Source organism: Arthrobacter sp. cf158 (assembly GCF_900106835.1).
GTDB lineage: Bacteria > Actinomycetota > Actinomycetes > Actinomycetales > Micrococcaceae > Arthrobacter.
In genome coordinates this window covers 441,050-461,757 of record NZ_FNNR01000002.1, presented here as the reverse complement: position 1 = coordinate 461,757, position 20,708 = coordinate 441,050, and the positions used below count along the sequence as shown (strand labels likewise).

The following is a 20,708-nucleotide window of genomic DNA, read 5'->3' as shown; positions in this document are numbered from 1 at the left end:
GGGGCCCTTTCGGACCCCGGCAGAGCAGGTTATCGGAACTAGCGCTTCTGCTTGACGATCTTTTCCTGGTCGACGTCGCCGCCGGAGATCGCTGCGTGCTCTTCGTGGCCAGCGCCAACCAAGTGGTTGTCGCCTTCGCCGAAGAAGCCCTTCTTGAAGGAAACGATGGCTTCCTTCAAAGCTGCAGCGGTGTCGTCATCCAGGACGTTGGTCTGAGCCAGCGTGGTCAGGATGGAGGACTTGTGCGTGAGGTGCTCCAGGAACTCGGACTCGAAACGGCTGATGTCCTCAACCGGAACGTCGTCCAAGTAGCCGTTGGTGCCGGCCCAGATGGAAACAACCTGGTTCTCAACCGGGAACGGTGAGTACTGGCCCTGCTTCAGCAGTTCCATCAGGCGTGCGCCACGGGTCAGCTGCTGACGGGAAGCAGCATCCAGGTCAGAGGCGAACATCGCGAATGCCTGCATGTCGCGGTACTGTGCCAGGTCCAGCTTCAAGGTACCGGAGACCTTCTTCATGGACTTGACCTGTGCAGCACCACCAACACGGGAGACGGACACGCCAACGTCAACAGCGGGGCGCTGGTTGGCGTTGAAGAGGTCCGACTGGAGGAAGATCTGACCATCGGTAATGGAGATCACGTTGGTGGGGATGTAGGCAGAAACGTCGTTTGCCTTGGTTTCGACGATCGGCAGGCCGGTCATCGAACCCGCACCGAGCTCGTCGGAGAGCTTGGCACAACGCTCCAGCAGACGGGAGTGCAAGTAGAAAACGTCACCCGGGTAAGCTTCGCGTCCCGGCGGACGACGCAGCAGAAGGGAAACGGCGCGGTAAGCCTCGGCCTGCTTGGACAGGTCATCGAAAATCACCAGAACGTGCTTGCCGCCGTACATCCAGTGCTGGCCAATGGCCGAGCCTGCGTACGGTGCCAGGTACTTGAAGCCAGCGGGGTCAGATGCCGGAGAAGCCACGATGGTGGTGTACTCCAGTGCGCCGTGGTCCTCAAGGGTCTGACGGACAGCTGCGATAGTGGAAGCCTTCTGGCCAACACCGACGTATACGCAACGTACCTGCTTGGTGACATCTCCCGAAGCCCAGTTGGCCTTCTGGTTGATGATGGTGTCCACGGCAATTGCGGTCTTGCCGGTCTGGCGGTCACCAATGATCAGCTGACGCTGGCCACGGCCGATCGGGATCATGGCGTCAATAGCCTTAAGACCGGTCTGCATGGGTTCGTGGACCGACTTGCGTTCGGTAACGCCCGGAGCCTGAAGCTCCAGCGCGCGGGTGGCTTCGGCCTTGATTTCGCCGAGGTCATCGATCGGCTGGCCCAGCGGGTCAACAACGCGACCCAGGAAGGCATCGCCAACCGGAACGGACAGGATTTCACCGGTGCGGTGAACTTCCTGGCCCTCTTCGATGCCGGTGAAGTCACCGAGGATAATGACACCGATCTCGCGGACGTCAAGGTTCTGGGCCAGGCCCAGCGTGCCATCTTCGAAGCGAAGCAGCTCGTTCGCCATGACCGAGGGAAGACCCTCAACACGGGCGATGCCGTCACTTGCGGTGGTCACACGACCAACCTCTACGCGCTCTGCGTTACCGGGTTCGTAGGACGCCGCGAACTCGTTCAACGCATTACGGACGTCGTCGGCGTTGATGGTCAATTCGGCCATCTGCAGTCCCTGCTCTCCTGTTTTCGTGATCATCGTTGCTCACGATGACCGGGTTTTATATCAGTTAAGTTGTGCTTTGTCTTCGCTAGCCAGCGAGCTGGCGGCGGAGCTCGGTCAGGCGGGCGATAACCGAAGCATCGAGTACTTCGTCACCTACCTGAACACGGATCCCACCGATCAGTGCGGGGTCAACATTGACGTTGACCTTCAGTTCGCGGCCATACAGGGCATCCAGCCCGGCCTGCAGACGACTGGCCTGCGTTTCCGTCAACGGACGGGTAACGCTGACAGTAGCAATCCAGCGCTGCTGACGCTTGGCTGCAAGCTTGGCGAAAGACTCGACGAGCTTGCTCGGCTTGACACCGCGCGGCTGCGTAACTGCCTGGCTGATGAGAACCTTGGCTTCCTCGCTGCTGCCAGGAAGAAGTTTCTCGGCCAGTGCAATCTTCGCCGCAGGTGATGCCTGCGGCTCAGACAAAGCACGTTGTACTTCGTGGCTGGAAGCAACGGTCTGGTTGAAAGCAAACAGATCGTTTTCCAGCTCTTCCAGCCCCGTGATACCGGAGGCAGAAACGGCCGACTTGTTTTCAGCTACGGCAATAACCACCGTGGCAGCAAGCGTCTCGAGTGCATCGCCGATATCGCGTGCCGATGCCCAGCGTGAGCTGGCCAACCCGGCAGCAATTTCAGCAGCATCAGCGGAGACTTTTCCGCCAACCAGCTGCTTGACCAGCGCCGACTTTTCGTCTCCAGTGCGGGACGGGTCAGTCAGGGCGCGGCGCAAGCCAGCCGAGCTGTCCACCGTTCCCAGGATTCCGAAGAGGTCCTTAGCCAACTGCAACGAGGCGAAGGGAAGCTTGGCTTCCAGCTGCGCCAGCGCTGTGGTCAGCGATTCGCTCGATATTCCTGCCATTACTTAGCTGCACCTGCGCTCTGGGTCTCCAGATCTGCAAGGAAGCGGTCCACAACGCGTGCGGAGCGCTGGTCGTCGGTGAGTGCTTCACCAACGATGCGGCCTGCAAGTGTGGTGGCCAGGGTGCCGACCTCAGAGCGGAGCGAGACAACTGCTGCCTGGCGCTCCGACTCGATGGCTGCGTGTGCCTGCTCAGTGATACGTGCAGCCTCAGCAGCGGCCTTGGCCTTGAGGTCCGCGAGGATCTGGGCGCCTTCGGCGCGTGCTTCTTCGCGGATGCGGTTGGCTTCAGCGCGGGCGTCGGTGAGCTGCTGCTTGTACTCTTCAAGAGCTGCAGAAGCTTCTGCCTGGGCCGCTTCGGCCTTTGCAATGCCACCTTCAATTGCTTCGGCGCGCTCTGCAAAGGTCTTCTCGAACATCGGGACAATGAACTTGACCACGATGTACAGGAGGACCGCAAAGCCGACGAGGACGACGCCCATTTCCCAGACATTGGGAACGAGAGGGTTGGCGGCCTCTTCGCCTTCAGTGGCGGCTGAGATGATCAGCTGATTCATATTTCACCCGTCCTATCTACTCGGTTGCGGAATTCGCTTTGCTCTGGATCCGAAGACTAGAGAACGAAAGCGAAGACGAGGCCGAGGATGGCGAGAGCTTCAGTCAGTGCCAGACCAAGGAACGCGATCGGCTGCAGCACACGCTGAGCTTCCGGCTGACGAGCAACACCGTTGATGTAAGCCGCGAATACGAGACCCACACCGATACCACCGCCGATTGCGGACAGACCGTAACCTACGAGGTTGAGATTGCCTTCCATTTTTTTCCTTTCAAGATGCCACCCATGTGGCAGGTTGTTTGGTTTACTTCAATCCCCATCAGGGGAAGTTTTTGTGCCTAGTGGCTGTCGGCGTGCAGGGCGCCTTCGATGTAGATCGCGGTCAACAGGGTGAACACGTAAGCCTGCAGGGCCATGATCAATGCCTCAAGCATGTACATGGCGATAGCCCCTACCAGCACCAGAACCGAGGTGCCCTTCAAAAGGACGTTTTCCTGCATTACCAGGTACTCGATGCCGGAACCGGCGAGCATGACGATCAAGTGGCCTGCCAGCATGGTCGCGAACAGACGGAGGCTGTGCGTGACAGGGCGAACCAGGAAGTTGGAGATGATCTCGATCGGTACGACGATCGGGAGGATGTACCACGGAACACCAGAGGGAACGGTTGCGAGCTTGAAGTACTTCAGACCGTTCTTCTTGATGCCGATGATGATCCACGTGAAGTACACGATGCCGGCCAGCACATAGGCGCCGCCTACGTGCGAGAAGCTCGGGAGCTGGATCACCGGGATGGCGCCGTAGATGTTGTTCACCAGAATAAAGAAGAACAAGCTGAACAGCAGCGGGACGTATTTGATGAAGTCCTTGCCGCCGATGATGTCCTTGGCGATGCTGTTGCGGACGAAGCCGTAGGCCATCTCGCCTGCGAACTGCAGCTTGCCGGGAACCAGCTGCTGCTTACGTGCAGCGAGGATGAAGAATGTAGCGATAATGACGACCGAAAGGATCACCAGCAGCATCTGCTTGGAGAATCCGTCGTGCGCACCCCAAGGCAGGATTGCCGGCAGGTGCATTTCGTCGATTCCGGGTGGGGTGAATGACCCCGAATCCTGGGCGGGGAGCGCAAGCGCGATCAACGCGTTTCCTCTCTGCTGTGTCCATCATTGGGCATTGGTTGGAATATGGACGCGGTGGACGCATCCGTAATCCATGTGAAATTATTTGGCATTACTGTCCCCGTCCGTGGACGGACCGCTGTCTGCGTTGCTCTCGCCAGAAGAGGAGCTTTGCCTGGTGAGGCCATGCATATGGGAAAGATAGAACCCTCCTGCGGCTCCCAGCAGAGCGCCAAGGAGCACAATCCAGCGGGTCCCCCACAGATTATCCAGACCCCAGCCTATCAAACTCCAGACAATGATCCCGCCAACAATGTAGCTGAAGACGGCGATGCCGGCGTTGTATCCGCCGTCGTTTCCGGCGTCCACAGTTCCATGGACATTTCGAGGTTGCTGGGCTTGCGCGGCTGGGCGCGAATAACGCTTACGCGGAGACATCCGGGCCACCCTTCCGTTCTTCAGGATCGTTATAGATCTGGAGACGGGCCTTGCTGAAACCATAGATTTCTGCGGCCTGCCAAAGGACCACGGAAATGACCGCGCCGATGAGGAACCACCGGCTGGCCAGCCATTCGGGGGTGCCGATCGCGAAGAGCACAACGGCGAATCCAACGACCTTCACAAAGTAGGTCGCCACAAACAGGCCAACCGCACCGGAAGGATTGTTGCGACCGACGAAGTGGCCGATCAGGAGGCTGATGGCGAAGAAGGCCATCACGAGTCCGCCGCCGAAGGCTGCCGAGAGGGCGCCTTGGTGGCCATCTACGATTGCTGCCACGATGCTAGTGACCACTACACCGGCCAAAGAGGCACTGGAACTCAAGAAGAGCAATCGAAGCCAGAGGTTCGGTGTCGCGCCGGAAACTCCAATGCCACGTCTACCGGACGGGCGTCCGGAATCGGCGTTGGATGTCATGGGGATACCAATCCTCGTGGCACAGGTGCCATATTCTCAAAGTGGGGTTACGGGCGAGTGACTGTCCGCAGAAAGAATTCTACATGAGATAGAACTGTGACCCTAAACCGGCCGTCACAACTACTCCCCCGGCCGCGTCGAGTTCCGGGTGAAGTAAGGCCACGCCGTCACGGCAGCCATGACAAGCGCCGCTGCTATGACGACGATGAGCACAATTTGCCACGGGAATACGGCAAACGCAACGCCTCCGAAGGCGAGGATGCACGTCCACACATAGAGCATGACGACGGCTGTGCGGTGTGAGTACCCGAGGTCCACGAGCTTGTGGTGCAGGTGCCCACGGTCGGCCGACCATGGGGACTGCCCCCTGGCTGTCCTCCGGACGACGGCCATCCCCAAGTCAAGAAGGGGAAGGGACAGGACCGCGAAAGGCAGCAAGATGGGAACGATCGTGGGAATACCGTTTGCGCGATCGTAGAGCCCTGACCCAATCTGCCCCGTGGCCACTACGCCAGCGGAGGCCATGAGCAGGCCAATAAGCATGGCTCCGGAGTCCCCCATGAAGATTTTGGCGGGGAACCAGTTGTGCGGCAGGAACCCGATGCAGCTTCCCACCAGAATGGCCATCAGCAGTGTCGCGAGGTCCGAGTTGTCGGTGGACGGGTTGTTCCGATGAACCCAGTACGCCGTGAGGAAGAAGGCTCCGCCACCGATGATGGCCACTCCTGCTGCCAAACCGTCCAGTCCGTCAATGAAGTTGACGGCATTCATGGTGGTAACAATCAGGCCAGCGGTGAGCACGATCTGCAGGATTTCAGAATCAAGGAATATCGGTTCGGGAATGAAAGGCACCACCGACATCCGCACGCCCCAAATTGCCACGATGAAGGCAGCGGCTCCCTGTCCCAACAGTTTGATCCACCACCGGATGTCGAGGATGTCGTCGGCGACTCCTACCGCGACAATCACGACGGCACCGGCCAGTATCCCCCACGGCGCGTCGTTGTGCCTGAAGATGTCCTTGACGAAGAAAGAGTTGCTCGCGACCACCAGCGCCACAAAGAAGCCAGTGAAGATTCCCAGTCCACCGAGCTTGGAAATCAGGGCAGAGTGCATATCCCGGCTGCGGATGGGACGGTACAGCCGGAGTTTGTTACCGGCCACGCGGGCACCCCAGGTCCCCGCATAAGACACCACGGCGGCCGTGAGCGCCATGAGCAGATACATGATCATGACGCGGCTCCCGGGAGCAGCCCGCCTAGCGAACCGGAAACCGTGACGGGCGAACGCAGCCGGTGCGTCGCTTGAAAGCCGGTGGTTTCCGGGCAGCTCAAGGTGTGGAATTCTGTCTGTGGATAAATGGAACTACTCCGTCGCCATGCCTGCACCGGCTGTGCCGAATGTTGCGGGATTTCTGTGGACTCTAGTCACGATACTAATGCCAACGGCCGTGACCACCCTGTGACGCAGCCGCAAGGCCCCAGCTTGTTTGGCCGGGGTTTGGCTGCATTTCTGTTAGCTGACCGGTCCCTGGACGTTGCGCAGAGCGTAGATTCCCTCGAGCACCTGAGCGTTGGAGCGCGGGGATTTCAGGCTGTGGCGCAAGCCCTTGAAAAGGCCCGCCAGCAGCACTTTACGGTTCGGGGAAGCGGCAATGGTCCGGGTCCAGTTGCGCAAGGAAGCGCCGGTAAAGAGAAGCTTCTCCCACGGTGCCAGCGCACTGGAGCGGGTGTAGACCCACACCTTGTTGCGGACTTCGTAGTAGAAACGTGCTCCCGGATCGGCACCGGCGTCACCAAAAACCTTGGTGTGGTGATTTGCCACGGATGCATTGGTGGTCAGAGCGGTGGCACGGCGGGAGACCCTGGCGGTGTACTCAAGGTCATCATTCCAGATGAAGTAATCGGCAATTGGCAGACCATGCTTCCTGATCTCTTCCGCCCGGATCAGTACAGACACAAAGGAGGCACTGCGGATCTGGGTGGCGCCGACACGGGCGGCTGCGCTGCGGGCTACTTCAGCGGCGCCCATCCTGGGACGCATGCGGTTCATGGGGTGGTCCCTGCCATCGGTCCACACCACGCGGCTGGCAATAAAAGCCGGGGTGTCCCCCGTTTCCTGTTGGTAGGCCTGCGAAACGTCCAGGGCCTCGCTCAGCGCGGAGGGCTGCGGTTCCGTGTCGTCGTCCATAATCCACACGTGGTCTGCACCGTGGTCCAGAAGGGCACGTTCCATACCAACCACGAAGCCTCCGGCGCCGCCCACATTCGTGTTCAGCGTGACGACGTCCGTGGTCACCGGCCCTTCGTAATTGCGGAGAAACTCTGCCGTTCCGTCCGTGGAGGCGTTGTCAACGACAACGACGGCGTCCGGCACCCTGGTGCTGGCTGCGATGCCCGCCAGGGTGGTTTGGAGGAGTTCGCGTCGGTTGTAGGTCACCACAACAGCGACCACGACAGCTTGGGACGTCATTTACTTGCCTTTGGTCTTGGGTGTTTGAAATCTCCGCCGCACGAGCAGTCCGGCCAGCTTCCATGGTTCAACGAAAACTCTGTAGGCAACCCGGCCCGGGTGGAGAACAAGACGCCAAGCCCATTCAAGGCCGAGTCGCCCGAGCCACCTCGGCGCCAGTTTCTGGATACCTGCCACCTGCTCAATGGCACCGCCCACGGTGCAGTAAACAGCCGGAGGCAGTTGTCCAAGCCTCCGATGCAGGACGGTTTCCTGGAGGGGCATTCCCAATCCCAGCAAAACAAGCTGGGGACGGAATTCCTTAAGCCATTCCACCACAGCTCCTTCCAGGGCCTCGTCCCATGCTTCGCCGGGCATGCCGTCCACTGTCGCACCGGGAATGATGGACCGCAACCGTGCTATAGCCGTGGTGTTGGCATCTCGACCGGCACCGATCACAGCCACGCGTTCAATGCCAGGAACACGGCCGAGTTCCGGGATCCAATCCATCGATCCGAGCCGGTAGGCCATGGGCTTTTCGCCCAGGAGCCGCAATTCCCGCCTGTGGGCGAACCCCCACAGCATCGCGACGGGGGCGCCGTCGAGGAGGACGATCGAGCTGTTCTGGTACAGCGAACTGAAATTCCGACAGGAATGAAACAGGGTGATGCTGTGGAGGTTATGTCCCAGCACGGTGCTCATGGTGCCGGCAGTGATGAGTCCGCCGATGGCCTCAATGAGCTCATTGACGCGCAGCGGAGTGGCGTCGACGTCAAGGACGGGGACGCGCTGGCGCTCCGGAATCATTCGGGCTTGGCTTCTCGTTGGGCGTTCCGATCCACTGCTTCGCCCGGCGCCGGCACTTCGACGGCGGTGGCTTCTGCTGCTTCAACCGGCACAACATCAACCACACTTGTCGCTTCAACTGAAGGTGCGGATTCCGCAGGCTCGGCCACATCGGTCTCCGCAACCGCATTGTTGTCAGCCTCAGCCTCGTCGGTAGCCGTCTCTTCGGCGACAGTCTCCTGAGGGACTTCCGCTGCGGCAGCAACAGTCTCGCCGAAGCCGAGTACCGAAGGAACGATCTCGCGAAGACGCTCAAGTGAGATTGCACCCTGGCGCACCACACGGAACGGGCTGGCTGTTGCGTCCACAATGGTGGAAGGCAGCGCGGCGGTGCCCTCTACCGGCCGGAAACCACCTTCCAGATAGACCTCAACCGACTCTGCCAGTTGGAGGCGTGCTTCCGACGCTGTCTGGGCTGCCTCCTGGCCCGTGCGGTTGGCTGAGGATACCGCCAACGGGCCCGTGAGCCCAAGGAGTTCCAAGGCAATCTGGTCATCAGGCATCCGAAGGGCCACGGTGCCCTTGGTGTCGCCAAGGTCCCAGTCCAAGGAGGGCTGCGCGTGCAGGATCAGTGTGAGCCCACCCGGCCAGAAGGCCTGCGCCAGCGCCCTGGCGTCAGCAGGAACCTCGGTGGCCAGCCCGTCCAAGGCGTTGATCCTCGGGATCAGCACTGGTGGAGGTATCTGACGGCTGCGGCCCTTGGACGCCAGCAACATCGTCACGGCCAAAGGGGAAAAAGCATCGGCGGCAATGCCGTACACAGTGTCCGTCGGCAGCACGATGCACTTCTTTTCGCTGATGGCACGCTGGGCGTGCTGAAGTCCTTCGGCACGCTGGTCATCTGAAGTGCAGTTATAGGTTGTGGTCACAGCGCTATTCTTTCACTCATCAGGAGCGGTGCTTGCCAGCACAGCGCTGGTGGCACGTTCCTTGCCGTTCAGGTCGAAGTGTGTGGTGACGTCATTCCAGTGGCCTGCGCGTCGCAGCATCCCGGCGATCCACTCCGCCTGGACCTCCGCGTGCTCCATCACGAAGTAGCCGCCGGGTTTCAGAAGCCGGGCCGCGGAGGCAGCTGCCGCCGTCGGGAGTTCCATGCCGTCCGCTCCCCCACCGTACAAGGCCTCCGGGGGATCATGGAGCGCGACTTCCGGTTCTGTGGGTATCGCCTCAGCGGGGATGTAGGGCGGGTTGGAGACGACGACGTCGAAGGTTCCGTTGTGTTCTGGCAGCGCATCCCGCAGATCGCCCTGAATGAGGGTGACGCCCAGTGGTTCGAGATTTTTGGCGGCCCAGGCGTGCGCAAATGTACTAAATTCAACGGCGTGGACGTCGGCATCCGGAATCTCGTGGGCGATGGAACCGGCGATGGCACCGGACCCTGTACCGAGATCCACCACTTTGGGTTTGCGTACTCCGGCCAAGTGGTCGATGACCAGCTGGACCACTGATTCCGTTTCGGGCCGGGGAATGAAGACACCCGGGCCCACGCGCAGCTCCAGGTAACGGAAATACGCGACGCCGGTGATGTGCTGCAAGGGGACACGCCCGGCGCGCTCCTCCACCAGTTCACGATAGCCCACCGGGGCAGGCGTGTCCCCCAGAAGCATTGCGCGGAGTCTGCCGAGACCGACACCGAGCAAATGGTCGGCCAGCAATTCGGCGTCCACCCTCGGCGTCGGAACCCCGGCGTCGGTGAGGACGGCAGTGGCCTCGCGGACGGCGTCCGCGAGGCTCTGGCCCTGGTAAAACGTCATGGATCTACTCTGGTTTGCTGGGAATCGGCAGGCTGGTGATCGGCTGCTACTCGCCGATAGCGTCCAGGCGTGCCTGCTCGTCCGCTTCAATGGCGGACTGAATCACGGGCTCCAGATCACCGTTCATGACGGCGTCCAAGTTGTATGCCTTGTAACCAGTGCGGTGATCGGCAATACGGTTTTCGGGGAAGTTGTACGTGCGAATGCGCTCAGAACGGTCCATGGTGCGGATCTGCGATTTGCGCTGTTCCGAGTTCGCGGCGTCAATCTGTTCCTGCTGGTGGGCAAGGAGGCGGGCGCGGAGAACACGCATGCCGGCTTCGCGGTTTTGCAGTTGGGACTTCTCGTTTTGCATGGCCACAACGATGCCCGTGGGCAAGTGGGTGATGCGGACCGCGGAGTCAGTGGTGTTCACGGACTGTCCACCCGGACCGGATGAACGGTAAACGTCGATCTTGAGGTCGTTCTGGTTGATCTCAAGCTCTTCGGGCTCGTCCACTTCGGGGAGGACCAGCACACCTGCAGCGGACGTGTGGATGCGTCCCTGCGATTCAGTCACGGGAACACGCTGCACCCGGTGCACGCCGCCTTCAAACTTCAAGCGCGCAAATACACCTTGCGCGGGATCGTTGGAGTTGCCCTTGATGGCAACAGCAACATCCTTGTAGCCGCCAAGATCTGACTCAGTGGCGGAAATCATTTCAGTCTTCCAACCGCGGGACTCCGCATAGCGCATGTACATGCGCAATAGATCGCCAGCGAACAGAGCGGCTTCGTCGCCACCTTCGCCACCCTTCACTTCAAGGATGACATTGCGGGCATCATCTGGATCACGCGGGATCAGCAGACGACGCAGCCGCTCCTGAGCGGCGGGAATCTGCTCCTCCAACTGCACAACCTCAGCGGCAAATTCGGGATCCTCGTCAGCCATTTCCTTGGCAGCTTCCAGATCGTCATTGAGCCCGCGCCATTTGTTGTACGCCTCCACAATCCCCTGAAGCTGCGCAGACCGACGCCCCAACTTCCTGGCAGCAGACTGATCGGCATAAACAGCAGGATCACTGAGCTGCGCCTGAATGGCAGCATGCTCATCAAGCAATCCCTGTACGGACTCAAACATTTTCAAACCTCTTTCGACTTCTACAAGTCTAATAACTGCATCGTGGGGTCACGTACAGCCCATCTGGCGGGCCCGCATGGGCCATATGACCTCGCGTGGTGTCAGGTCAAGGGTTTCGTTTAAACAAAGACCGCTCAAAATATGCCGGCCAGGGAGTGGCTTCGGGCCTACCAGTGCCGGGTAGCTTCCGATCGCAGATCGGAAGCTACCCGGCACAGGGGCGGGGCCGGCATATTTTGAGCGGTTAGAGCACAGCTATTTGTCGTTGTCCGACTTCGCTCCGAGCGTCGTCTTCTGGACCTGCATGAGGAACTCGACGTTGCTTTGCGTCTCCCGGATCTTGTTGGTCAGCAGCTCAAGGCTCTGCTGCTGCTCAAGTCCGGAAAGGACGCGACGCAGTTTCCACATGATCTTGACTTCTTCAGGCGAGAGCAGGTTCTCTTCGCGGCGCGTGCCGGACGCGTTGACGTCCACGGCCGGGAAGATGCGCTTGTCTGCCAGCTGGCGGGACAAGCGGAGCTCCATGTTACCGGTGCCCTTGAACTCTTCGAAGATGACTTCGTCCATCTTGGAGCCGGTCTCCACCAGAGCGGTAGCAAGGATGGTGAGTGAGCCACCGTTTTCGATGTTGCGGGCTGCACCGAAGAAGCGCTTGGGCGGGTACAGAGCAGCAGAGTCAACGCCACCGGACAGGATGCGGCCGGAAGCCGGTGCTGCCAGGTTGTATGCACGGCCCAGGCGGGTCATGGAGTCCAGGAGGACCACCACGTCCATGCCCATTTCCACCAGGCGCTTGGCGCGTTCGATGGAGAGCTCGGCAACCGTGGTGTGGTCGTCGGCGGGACGGTCGAAGGTGGAGGCAATGACCTCGCCCTTGACGGTGCGCTGCATGTCCGTGACTTCTTCGGGACGTTCGTCAACCAGCACCATCATGAGGTGGACCTCAGGATTGTTGGTGGTGATTGCGTTCGCGATGGACTGCAGGATGAGCGTCTTACCGGCCTTCGGCGGGGAGACGATCAGGCCACGCTGGCCCTTGCCGATAGGTGCCACGAGGTCGATGACACGCGGACCGATCTTCTTGGGGTCCGTCTCGAGGCGCAGGCGCTCGGACGGGTACAGCGGTACCAGCTTGGCGAACTCGACGCGGTCCTTGAGTTCCTCCGGCGTCTTGCCGTTGACGGAAGTGACGCGGACAAGTGCGTTGAACTTCTGGCGGGCAGACTGCTGGCTGCGGTCTTCACCATCACGCGGGGCGCGGATGGCACCCACCACGGCGTCGCCCTTGCGAAGGTTGTACTTCTTGACCTGTGCCAGGGAAACGTAGACGTCGTTGGCACCGGGAAGGTAACCGGACGTACGGATGAAGGCGTAGTTCTCAAGGACGTCCAGGATGCCCGCTACGGGCAGCAGGACATCGTCTTCAGTGACCTCGACGTCGTCAACGTCCGGTCCCTGTGCACGGCCACGGCGGCGCTCGTTGCGGTCGCGGAAGCGGTCGCTGCGGGTGTTGCCGCCGTCACGGCTGTCCTGACCGCCACGGCGGTCGTTCTGGTCGTTGCGGTCCCGACGGTTACGGCGGTTACGGCGGTTGCCCGTGTCCTCGCCGTCGTTGTTGTCTTCACGGCGACCGCGGGTGTTGTCCCGGCGTTCGCGCTGTTCGCCTGAATCGGCCTGATCGCTGCGGTCAGCACGCTGCTCACGCTGTTCCGTGCGGTCAGCACGCTGCTCACGCTGTTCCGTGCGGTCAGCACGCTGCTCACGCTGTTCGCTGCGGTCAGCACGCTGCTCCGTGCGCTGCTCAGCTGCCGGTGCCTCGGCCGCTTCGGCAGGCGCTGCAGCGGCTTCGCCTCGACGACGGTTGCGGGTACGCGGCTGGCGACGCTCAGTGCCGGCCTCACCGGCTTCCGGAGCTGCCGGCGCTTCGGCAACGGGCGCAGCTGCGGTTTCAACCGGCGCGGCAGTAGCTTCCGCAGCTGCTACGACACCATCGCTGGTGGCGCGACGGCTGCGGCCGCGTCCACGTCCACGGGGGGCTTCCTGGGCAGGGGCCTCGGTGGAAGTCTCTGCAGTGGTGCCGTTGTCAGCGGCTTTGACCTCCGCTGCCGGGGCTTCCTTTGCCGAGGCGGCGGCTCCCTTTGCCGAGGCCGTGGCCTTGGCCGGTGCCTTGGTGGTGGAAGTGCCTGCACGGTGGGCGGAAATGGCCGTGACCAAATCTCCCTTGCGCATACGGGATCCCCCGGAAATTCCCAGCTGGCTCGCGAGAGCCTGAAGCTGGGCGAGCTTAAGGCCTGCAAGGCCGCTGCTCTTGGTGGTTGCTGCAGTTGACGACTCAGCAGCAGAAGATGTTGTGTCCACAGCTGAAGCCAGCTCAGTGGTTTCTGTCACGAAGGATCCTTCCCCCTCGACGGCGTCCAGAGCGAGAGCTGGACGCGATGATTTGTTCTGGGCTGCAGTTCAGATCTGCAGCCGGTGATTTCGGCCGTGCCTGATGGATTGTGGCCAACAGGGCCGGTTACTGATCGTCATCACTGGATCCGGTTGCCCGGACAGCCGGCTGAATGTTCAGGGAACAGAGAAGGTTCTCGGCACCTGAGACAGGCCGGAAAGAGACGACACCACCAACGTTGGCACAGTTGACGAAAGGTACGGCGAAACCACCGAAATCCAAAATCAGGGAACTGCCCGCGGCTTTACCGGCGGTGCACTTCCACTCTAGCACCTTGAACGTCCACAGCCAGCGTCATCACACGCCAGCCGACATCGGGTGTGTTGGCTGCCGTAAAAGCGGTGATGAAATCAGCAACCATGGCAGCTTCCTCTTCGCCATTGGCCAACACCATGACCGTTGGTCCCGCACCGGAAACAACGGCCGCATGGCCTGCAGAGCGAAGGGCGGCAATGAGGTCGGCACTGGGACGCATGGCTTGGGCACGGTAGCTCTGGTGAAGGTAATCCTCCGTGCCGGCGAGCAGGAACCCGGGCTGTGCAGTCAGTGCATGGATCAGGAGAGCTGCCCGCCCGGAGTTCATGGCTGCCGCATGATGGCCCACCGATGCCGGAAGCAGTCCACGGGCGGTTTCCGTGGACAATTCAAAGTCCGGAACCGCCACCACTGGAATAACGGAGGGGGCAACCTCGGCACGCGTACTGCTGTACTGCTCGCTGTCCTGCCATGACAGCGCCAGTCCGCCGAAAATCGCAGGTGCGACGTTGTCCGGGTGGCCTTCCATCTCGCTGGTCAGCTGCAGGATCCAATCGCGGTCCTTTTGCGATTCCTTCGGAACCAATGCGTTGGCAGCTGTCACCGCGGCGACTACGGCGGATGCCGATGACCCCAGACCGCGACCGTGCGGGTTCACGTTGTCTGCGGTGATTTTGAGACCAGAGCGCTGGAAGCCCAGGCGATCCAACGCCTGGTCAATGGCACGCACCACCAAGTGGCTGGCATCGCGTGGGAGGGTGTCGGCGCCCTCACCGGAGAGCTCGAACTCGAGCTCTCCGGTGCTGAGGGTTTCCACCGTCAAGGTGTCGTAAATGGACAGGGCCAAGCCGAGGCTGTCGTAGCCAGGGCCCAGGTTGGCACTCGTACCGGGGACCTTGACGGTCAGCCGCTGGCCTGCCGCGACGAGTGCACGATCGGTCGCGGTGGGCTGCGTTGATTCCACTCTTAGTTTTCTTCCAGTCCCAGTTCTGCGGCAACGGTGACGACGTCATTGGGCACCTTCACGGGCTGGACATCGCTGCCGTCTTCGGTGCGGAGAGCCCACTGCGGGTCCTTAAGTCCGTGCCCGGTAACGGTGATGACGATGGTCTTGCCGGCGGGCACCTCGCCTGCGGCGTGCTTCTTGATCAACCCAGCGACGCCGGCAGCTGAGCCGGGTTCCACAAAGACGCCTTCCTTCGCAGACAGCCAGCGGTGGGCGGCAAGGATCTCGTCGTCGGAGACAGCCTCGATGAGTCCACCGGATTCGTCGCGGGCTGCAACAGCGGTGTCCCAGGACGCCGGGTTGCCGATGCGGATGGCAGTGGCAATGGTGTCAGGCTCGGTGATCGGGTGTCCGGCGACGAACGGTGCAGCGCCTGCAGCCTGGAAGCCCCACATGATGGGCGTCTTGGTGGAAACGGCCGGAAGCGTGCCGTTAGCGGTCTCGAACGGCCCGGAGTACTCCTTGTAGCCCTTCCAGTACGCACTGATGTTGCCGGCGTTGCCGACAGGCAGCACATGGATGTCCGGGGCGTCACCCAGTGAATCCACAACTTCGAAAGCACCGGTCTTCTGGCCCTGGATGCGTGCCGGGTTGACGGAGTTCACCAGGAATACGGGGTAGGCCTCACCGAGCTTCCGGGCGATATCCAGGCAGTTGTCGAAGTTGCCATCGACCTGGAGCAGGGTGGCGCCGTGCGCGATTGCCTGGCTCAGCTTGCCCATGGAGATCTTGCCTTCAGGCACCAGGACAGCACACTTAAGGCCAGCGGCCGTAGCGTAGGCAGCTGCAGAAGCGGACGTGTTTCCCGTGGAAGCACACACAACGGCTTTAGCGCCGGCTTCAACTGCCGCAGTCATGGCCATGGTCATGCCACGGTCCTTGAAGGACCCCGTGGGGTTCATGCCTTCAACCTTCAGGTAGACCTCTGAGCCGGTCAGCTCGGAGAGCTTCTGTGCGTGGACCAGCGGTGTGCCGCCCTCGCCGAGGGTGATGACCTTGGTGGCTTCCGTTACGGGCAAACGATCAGCGTATTCGCGGATTACTCCGCGCCATTGGTGAGCCACTTAGACCCCTTCTACCCGCAGAACGGATGTCACAGAATTGATGACGTCCAGGCTCTTGACGGCCTCGACGGTTGCTGCGAGTGCAGCTTCGGATGCACGGTGCGTGACGATTTTCAGTTCGGCCGACTCAACGTTCGAGGCAGAGTCGCGGTGAATCGTCTGGCGCATGATTTCGATGGAAACGCCGTTCTCCGCAAAGATGTGCGCGATCCTGGCCAGCACGCCTGCCTGGTCAGCGACGTCCAGGCCGATGTAGTAGCTGGTGTTTGAGGCGTCGATGGCCAGCGCCGGGACGTGGCCCGTGGTGGTTTCCGTGCGGCCAGGGCCGCCCAACACCAGACGCCGGGCAGCGGATACGAGGTCGCCCAGTACGGCAGACGCCGTCGGGGTTCCGCCGGCGCCTTGGCCATAGAACATCAGTTCGCCGGCATTCTCTGCCTCGATGAAGACCGCGTTGAATGCGCCGCGGACGGCGGCAAGCGGGTGTTCGCGCGGCAGGAGCGTGGGGTGGACCCGCACTGAAATACCGCTGCCGTTGTCCGAGGAATCGATCTTCTCGGCAATCGCGAGGAGCTTGATGACGAAGCCGGCTTCTTTGGCTGAGGCAATGTCAGCAGCGCTGACCTTGGTGATGCCTTCGCAGTAGACGTCGTCCAGGGAGAAGCGGGTGTGGAAGGAAAGCGAGGCGAGGATGGCAGCCTTGGCTGCGGCATCGTGGCCTTCGACGTCCGCGGTGGGATCGGCCTCTGCGTAGCCAAGGCGCTGGGCCTCGGCAAGGGCGTCGGCAAATTGCGCGCCGGTGGTGTCCATCTGGTCAAGGATGAAGTTTGTGGTGCCATTGACGATGCCCAGCACGCGGGTGATGCGGTCTCCGGACAGGCTGTCGCGGATGGGTCGGAGGATGGGGATCGCACCGGCCACAGCGGCTTCATAGGACAACTGGACGCCGGCTTTGTCAGCCTCTTCGTAAAGGGTGGGTCCATCCTGCGCCAGCAGGGCCTTGTTGCCGGTGACCACACAGGCGCCGTTCTGGATGGCGGTCAGGATCAGCGAACGGGCCGGCTCGATGCCGCCCATGAGTTCGATGACCAGGTCTGCCTCCTTGACGAGGGTATCCGCATCCGTGGTGAACAGTTCACGGGGCAGTTCAACGTCCCGCGGGGTGTCGATGTTGCGCACGGCGATGCCGGAGAGTTCCAAGCGGGCACCGCTGCGAGCAGCGAGGGCCTCGGCGTCGTCAATAAGAATCCGCGCGACCTGGGCCCCCACGTTGCCACAGCCCAGCAGGGCCACCTTCAAGGTTCGCACTTCAGACATTCGCCACTCCCATGTCGCGGTTCAAGAGATCTTCTTCGGTTTCCCCGCGGACAATCAGCCGGGCGGCTCCGTCGCGTACAGCGACAACGCCAGGCCGGGCCAGGTAGTTGTAGTTGCTGGAGAGGGCCCAGCAGTAGGCGCCGGTACCCGGTACTGCGAGCAAATCACCGGCTGCCACATCCGCGGGCAGATATACATCTCTAACAACTATGTCGCCGCTCTCGCAATGTTTGCCCACTACGCGGGACAGCTGCGGATCCGCCGAAGACTCCCGGGAAGCCAAAATTGCCGAATAATCCGCGTCGTACAGCACCGGACGGGCGTTATCGCTCATACCGCCATCCACCGACACATAGCGGCGCGGATACGTAACGTTCCCTTGCTGCGATTCAGCCTCAGGAGCGTCAACACGCACGGTTTTGAGCGTGCCGACCTCGTACAAGGTGAAAGTGGTGCTGCCCACGATGGCGCGTCCGGGCTCAATGGAGATGCGCGGGGCGGTAATGCCCAACTCTGCGCAGGTGGAACGTACGACGACGGCCATGGCCTGAGCGATTTCGGCTGCCGGACGCGGCGTGTCCACCGGGGTGTAGGCGATACCGTAGCCACCTCCAAGGTCCAGCTCCGGCAAGACTATGGAGTACTTGAGCTGCATGGCGGCGAGGAACCCCAGCAGCTTCTGCGCTGCCACGGCAAAGCCATCCGGTTCAAAGATCTGCGAGCCGATATGGCAGTGCAGGCCCAGTAGCTCGATGCTGGAGTAGGAGGTGGCTGCTGCCACTGCTTCCTCGGCTGCGGAGAGGCCTGCTTCCTCCGTGGAGTCTTCCGCCATGGAGAGGCCGAACTTTTGGTCCTCGTGCGCTGTGGCAATGAACTCATGCGTGTGGGCATGCACACCAGGGGTAAGCCGCAGCATGACCTTGGCTGTTTCCCCACGGCTGGAGGCAATCTTGGCGACGCGCTCAAGTTCATCGAGGCTGTCCACCACGATCCTGCCAAGCTTCATGTCCAAGGCACGGTTGATCTCGGCGTCGGACTTGTTGTTCCCATGCAGCCCAAGGTTGGGGCCTTCGATTCCGGCACGGGCGGCGACTGCGAGCTCACCGCCGGAGCAAGTGTCCAGGCGAAGGCCCTCTTCGGCCACCCAACTGGCGACAGCCGTGCACAGGAATGACTTGCCGGCGTAGTAGACATCCACTCCCCCGCAAATGTCCGCGAAAGCTTCGTCAAAGGCGTCTTTGAACGCCCGGGCGCGGGAGCGGAAATCCGATTCGCTCATGACGAAGAGAGGTGTGCCGAATTTCTCCTTGAGCTCGCTCACGGGAATACCGTCGATGGTGACCTCACCGGCGTCGCTCTTCTCCACCCCAGCCGCCCACATGGGCGCCTGAAGCACATTGAGGTTGTCCGGGACAGCCAGCCATTCCGGGGCCAGCGGAGAAGCATGTACTGCGTCAGTGTTCATTGCCCTACATCCGTTCCGGCGCCGAAACGCCCAGCAGTTCGAGTCCGTTGGCCAGCACCTGACTGGTGGCGTCGTTCAGCCACAAACGCGTGCGGTTGACGTCCTGCACTGGTTCTTCGCCCTGTGGGGAAACCCGGCAAGCGTCGTACCAGCGGTGATAGGCACCTGCGATGACTTCAAGGTGGCGGGCCACGCGGTGCGGCTCGCGCAGCTCCGCAGCCTTGGCAACGATCGACGGGTAACTGCCTAGGTAGGAAAGAAGCTCGTTTTCCGTAGCGTGGTCCAGCAGTGAGGCGTCGAAGACGGAGCGATCCACGCCCGCCTCGGCAGCGTTCCGTGCCGTGCCACGTGACCGGGCGTGGGCGTACTGCACGTAGAACACCGGGTTCTCATTGCTGTGCTTCTTCAGGAGTTCCGGGTCCAGCGTCAACGGGGAATCGGCAGGGAACCGGGCCAACGAATAGCGAACCGCGTCCTTGCCAAGCCAGGAAATGAGGTCCTTTAGTTCGATGATGTTGCCTGCGCGCTTTGACAGCTTGGCGCCATTCACCGATACCAGCTGGCCGATGAGGACCTCGATGTTGACTTCCGGGTCATCTCCGGCGCAGGCCGCAATGGCCTTGAGGCGGTTGATGTATCCGTGGTGGTCGGCACCGAGGAGGTAGATCTTCTCCGTGAACCCACGGTCCTTCTTGGAAAGGTAGTAAGCGGCGTCCGCGGCGAAGTACGTCGGTTCACCGTTGGCGCGGATCATGACGCGGTCTTTGTCGTCGCCAAAGTCGGTGGTCCGCAGCCATACTGCGCCGCCGTCGTCGAACACGTGACCCTGCTCGCGAAGGCGCGCCACGGCAGACTCAATGGCACCGGCGTCGTGTAGTTCCTTCTCCGAGAAGAAGACATCGAACTCCACGCCGAATCCGGCCAACGTCGCCTTGATGTCGGCCATCTGTGCCTCGTAGGCTGCGGCGCGGATGACGGGCAACGCTGCCTCGTCCGTCAACTCGCGGATGTCCGGGTGGGCCTTCAAGACCTCGTCGCCCAACTCGCGGATGTATTCACCCGGATAGCCGCCCTCCGGGACACCGCGGCCGTGAAGGCGGGAGAGCACGGAGTTGGCGAAGACGTTCATCTGCGATCCGGCGTCGTTGATGTAGTACTCAGCGGTGACGTCAGCACCGGAGGCGCGCAGGACACGGGCGATCGCATCGCCCAAGGCTGCCCAGCGCGTGTGCCCGATGTGCAACGGACCCGTCGGATTGGCAGAAACGAATTCCATGTTGACCACACGGCCTGCGAGCGCCGTGTTGGTGCCGTAAGTTGTTCCCGCCTCAACGATGGCCTTCGCGAGGGCACCTGCCGTGGCCGCGTCCACTGTGATGTTCAGGAAGCCTGGTCCGGCGATTTCCACCCCGGTGACACCGGGGATGCCCTGCAGGCGATTGCTGAGAATGCCTGCGAATTCGCGGGGATTCATGCCGGCCTGCTTGGACAATTGCAGGGCGATGTTGGTAGCCCAGTCCCCATGCTCCCTGTTCTTGGGTCGCTCCACTCGCACGGCGTCAGGCACGGCAGATTCCGTCAAGACGATTTCGCCGGTAGAGACGGCGTCCTTAAGGCAGGCGGATATGGCAGCAGAGAGTTCTTCGGGAGTCACGCATCTAGCCTACCGGGGGCCCGCAAAGTCGCGGAATTAAGGGACGCTTATGTGGAAAATGCGGACATAGGCGGCTCACAGGAATGACTGCCTGGCGCCACAGACTGAACCATTACGCTGATTTCAACGTTGTGAAGACGTAAGAGGT

Annotated in this window: 19 protein-coding genes; all 19 read right to left on the bottom strand. The window is 61.5% G+C overall.

Annotated features, from left to right (window positions below; translation table 11 throughout):
- Positions 1–38 precede the first annotated feature (38 nt).
- The 19 genes from atpA to argS all read right to left on the bottom strand — a co-directional run bounded on the left by atpA (position 39) and on the right by argS (position 20,560).
- Positions 39–1,676, bottom strand: a complete 1,638-nt coding sequence (atpA, locus tag BLW08_RS05170; RefSeq protein ID WP_011775259.1) for a F0F1 ATP synthase subunit alpha — start codon at positions 1,674–1,676, stop codon at positions 39–41.
- 85 nt (positions 1,677–1,761) lie between these two features.
- Positions 1,762–2,589, bottom strand: a complete 828-nt coding sequence (locus tag BLW08_RS05165) for a F0F1 ATP synthase subunit delta (RefSeq protein WP_090818585.1) — start codon at positions 2,587–2,589, stop codon at positions 1,762–1,764.
- Positions 2,589–3,146, bottom strand: coding sequence for a F0F1 ATP synthase subunit B (locus BLW08_RS05160; protein ID WP_091323729.1), 558 nt, complete (start codon positions 3,144–3,146; stop codon positions 2,589–2,591). Before BLW08_RS05160 ends, BLW08_RS05165 begins: the two co-directional genes overlap by 1 nt.
- Before the next feature lie 56 nt (positions 3,147–3,202).
- Positions 3,203–3,406: an ATP synthase F0 subunit C gene (gene atpE / locus BLW08_RS05155; protein ID WP_009356484.1), complete on the bottom strand. Its 204-nt coding sequence runs from the start codon at positions 3,404–3,406 to the stop codon at positions 3,203–3,205.
- A gap of 77 nt (positions 3,407–3,483) precedes the next feature.
- Positions 3,484–4,284, bottom strand: a complete 801-nt coding sequence (gene atpB / locus BLW08_RS05150; RefSeq protein ID WP_017199729.1) for a F0F1 ATP synthase subunit A — start codon at positions 4,282–4,284, stop codon at positions 3,484–3,486.
- Positions 4,285–4,365: 81 nt separating this feature from the next.
- Positions 4,366–4,701 (bottom strand): hypothetical protein, encoded by a 336-nt coding sequence (locus tag BLW08_RS05145; protein WP_090818579.1) that lies wholly within the window; start codon positions 4,699–4,701, stop codon positions 4,366–4,368.
- The gene (locus BLW08_RS05140; RefSeq protein WP_091323727.1) at positions 4,688–5,179 is read right to left on the bottom strand and encodes a Cg1360 family ATP-synthase-associated protein; all 492 of its coding nucleotides are present in this window, start codon (positions 5,177–5,179) and stop codon (positions 4,688–4,690) included. Before BLW08_RS05140 ends, BLW08_RS05145 begins: the two co-directional genes overlap by 14 nt.
- Positions 5,180–5,299: 120 nt before the next feature.
- Entirely contained in the window at positions 5,300–6,412 is a 1,113-nt protein-coding gene (locus BLW08_RS05135) for an MraY family glycosyltransferase (RefSeq protein ID WP_090818573.1), read from the bottom strand.
- A gap of 282 nt (positions 6,413–6,694) precedes the next feature.
- Complete coding sequence (locus BLW08_RS05130; RefSeq protein ID WP_091323725.1) at positions 6,695–7,651, bottom strand: glycosyltransferase; 957 nt, start codon at positions 7,649–7,651, stop codon at positions 6,695–6,697.
- Complete coding sequence (locus BLW08_RS05125; RefSeq protein WP_091323722.1) at positions 7,652–8,437, bottom strand: WecB/TagA/CpsF family glycosyltransferase; 786 nt, start codon at positions 8,435–8,437, stop codon at positions 7,652–7,654.
- Positions 8,434–9,345, bottom strand: a complete 912-nt coding sequence (locus BLW08_RS05120) for an L-threonylcarbamoyladenylate synthase (RefSeq protein ID WP_091323721.1) — start codon at positions 9,343–9,345, stop codon at positions 8,434–8,436. Before BLW08_RS05120 ends, BLW08_RS05125 begins: the two co-directional genes overlap by 4 nt.
- 12 nt (positions 9,346–9,357) lie before the next feature.
- Positions 9,358–10,230, bottom strand: a complete 873-nt coding sequence (gene prmC / locus BLW08_RS05115) for a peptide chain release factor N(5)-glutamine methyltransferase (protein ID WP_091323719.1) — start codon at positions 10,228–10,230, stop codon at positions 9,358–9,360.
- Between the two features lie 46 nt (positions 10,231–10,276).
- Positions 10,277–11,350, bottom strand: coding sequence for a peptide chain release factor 1 (gene prfA, locus BLW08_RS05110; protein ID WP_014922181.1), 1,074 nt, complete (start codon positions 11,348–11,350; stop codon positions 10,277–10,279).
- Between the two features lie 255 nt (positions 11,351–11,605).
- Positions 11,606–13,738 (bottom strand): transcription termination factor Rho, encoded by a 2,133-nt coding sequence (rho, locus tag BLW08_RS05105; protein ID WP_091323716.1) that lies wholly within the window; start codon positions 13,736–13,738, stop codon positions 11,606–11,608.
- A gap of 305 nt (positions 13,739–14,043) precedes the next feature.
- Positions 14,044–15,018 carry a homoserine kinase gene (thrB, locus tag BLW08_RS05095; protein ID WP_090818553.1) on the bottom strand — a complete coding sequence of 325 codons (975 nt, stop codon included), beginning with the start codon at positions 15,016–15,018 and terminating at the stop codon, positions 14,044–14,046.
- Between the two features lie 2 nt (positions 15,019–15,020).
- Complete coding sequence (gene thrC, locus BLW08_RS05090; protein WP_091323712.1) at positions 15,021–16,124, bottom strand: threonine synthase; 1,104 nt, start codon at positions 16,122–16,124, stop codon at positions 15,021–15,023.
- Positions 16,125–17,441, bottom strand: a complete 1,317-nt coding sequence (locus BLW08_RS05085) for a homoserine dehydrogenase (RefSeq protein ID WP_090818548.1) — start codon at positions 17,439–17,441, stop codon at positions 16,125–16,127.
- On the bottom strand, positions 17,434–18,906 hold the full coding sequence (gene lysA, locus BLW08_RS05080) for a diaminopimelate decarboxylase (protein WP_091323710.1): 1,473 nt from the start codon (positions 18,904–18,906) through the stop codon (positions 17,434–17,436). Before lysA ends, BLW08_RS05085 begins: the two co-directional genes overlap by 8 nt.
- Positions 18,907–18,910: 4 nt before the next feature.
- Positions 18,911–20,560: an arginine--tRNA ligase gene (gene argS / locus BLW08_RS05075; protein ID WP_091323708.1), complete on the bottom strand. Its 1,650-nt coding sequence runs from the start codon at positions 20,558–20,560 to the stop codon at positions 18,911–18,913.
- Between the last annotated feature and the right edge of the window lie 148 nt (positions 20,561–20,708).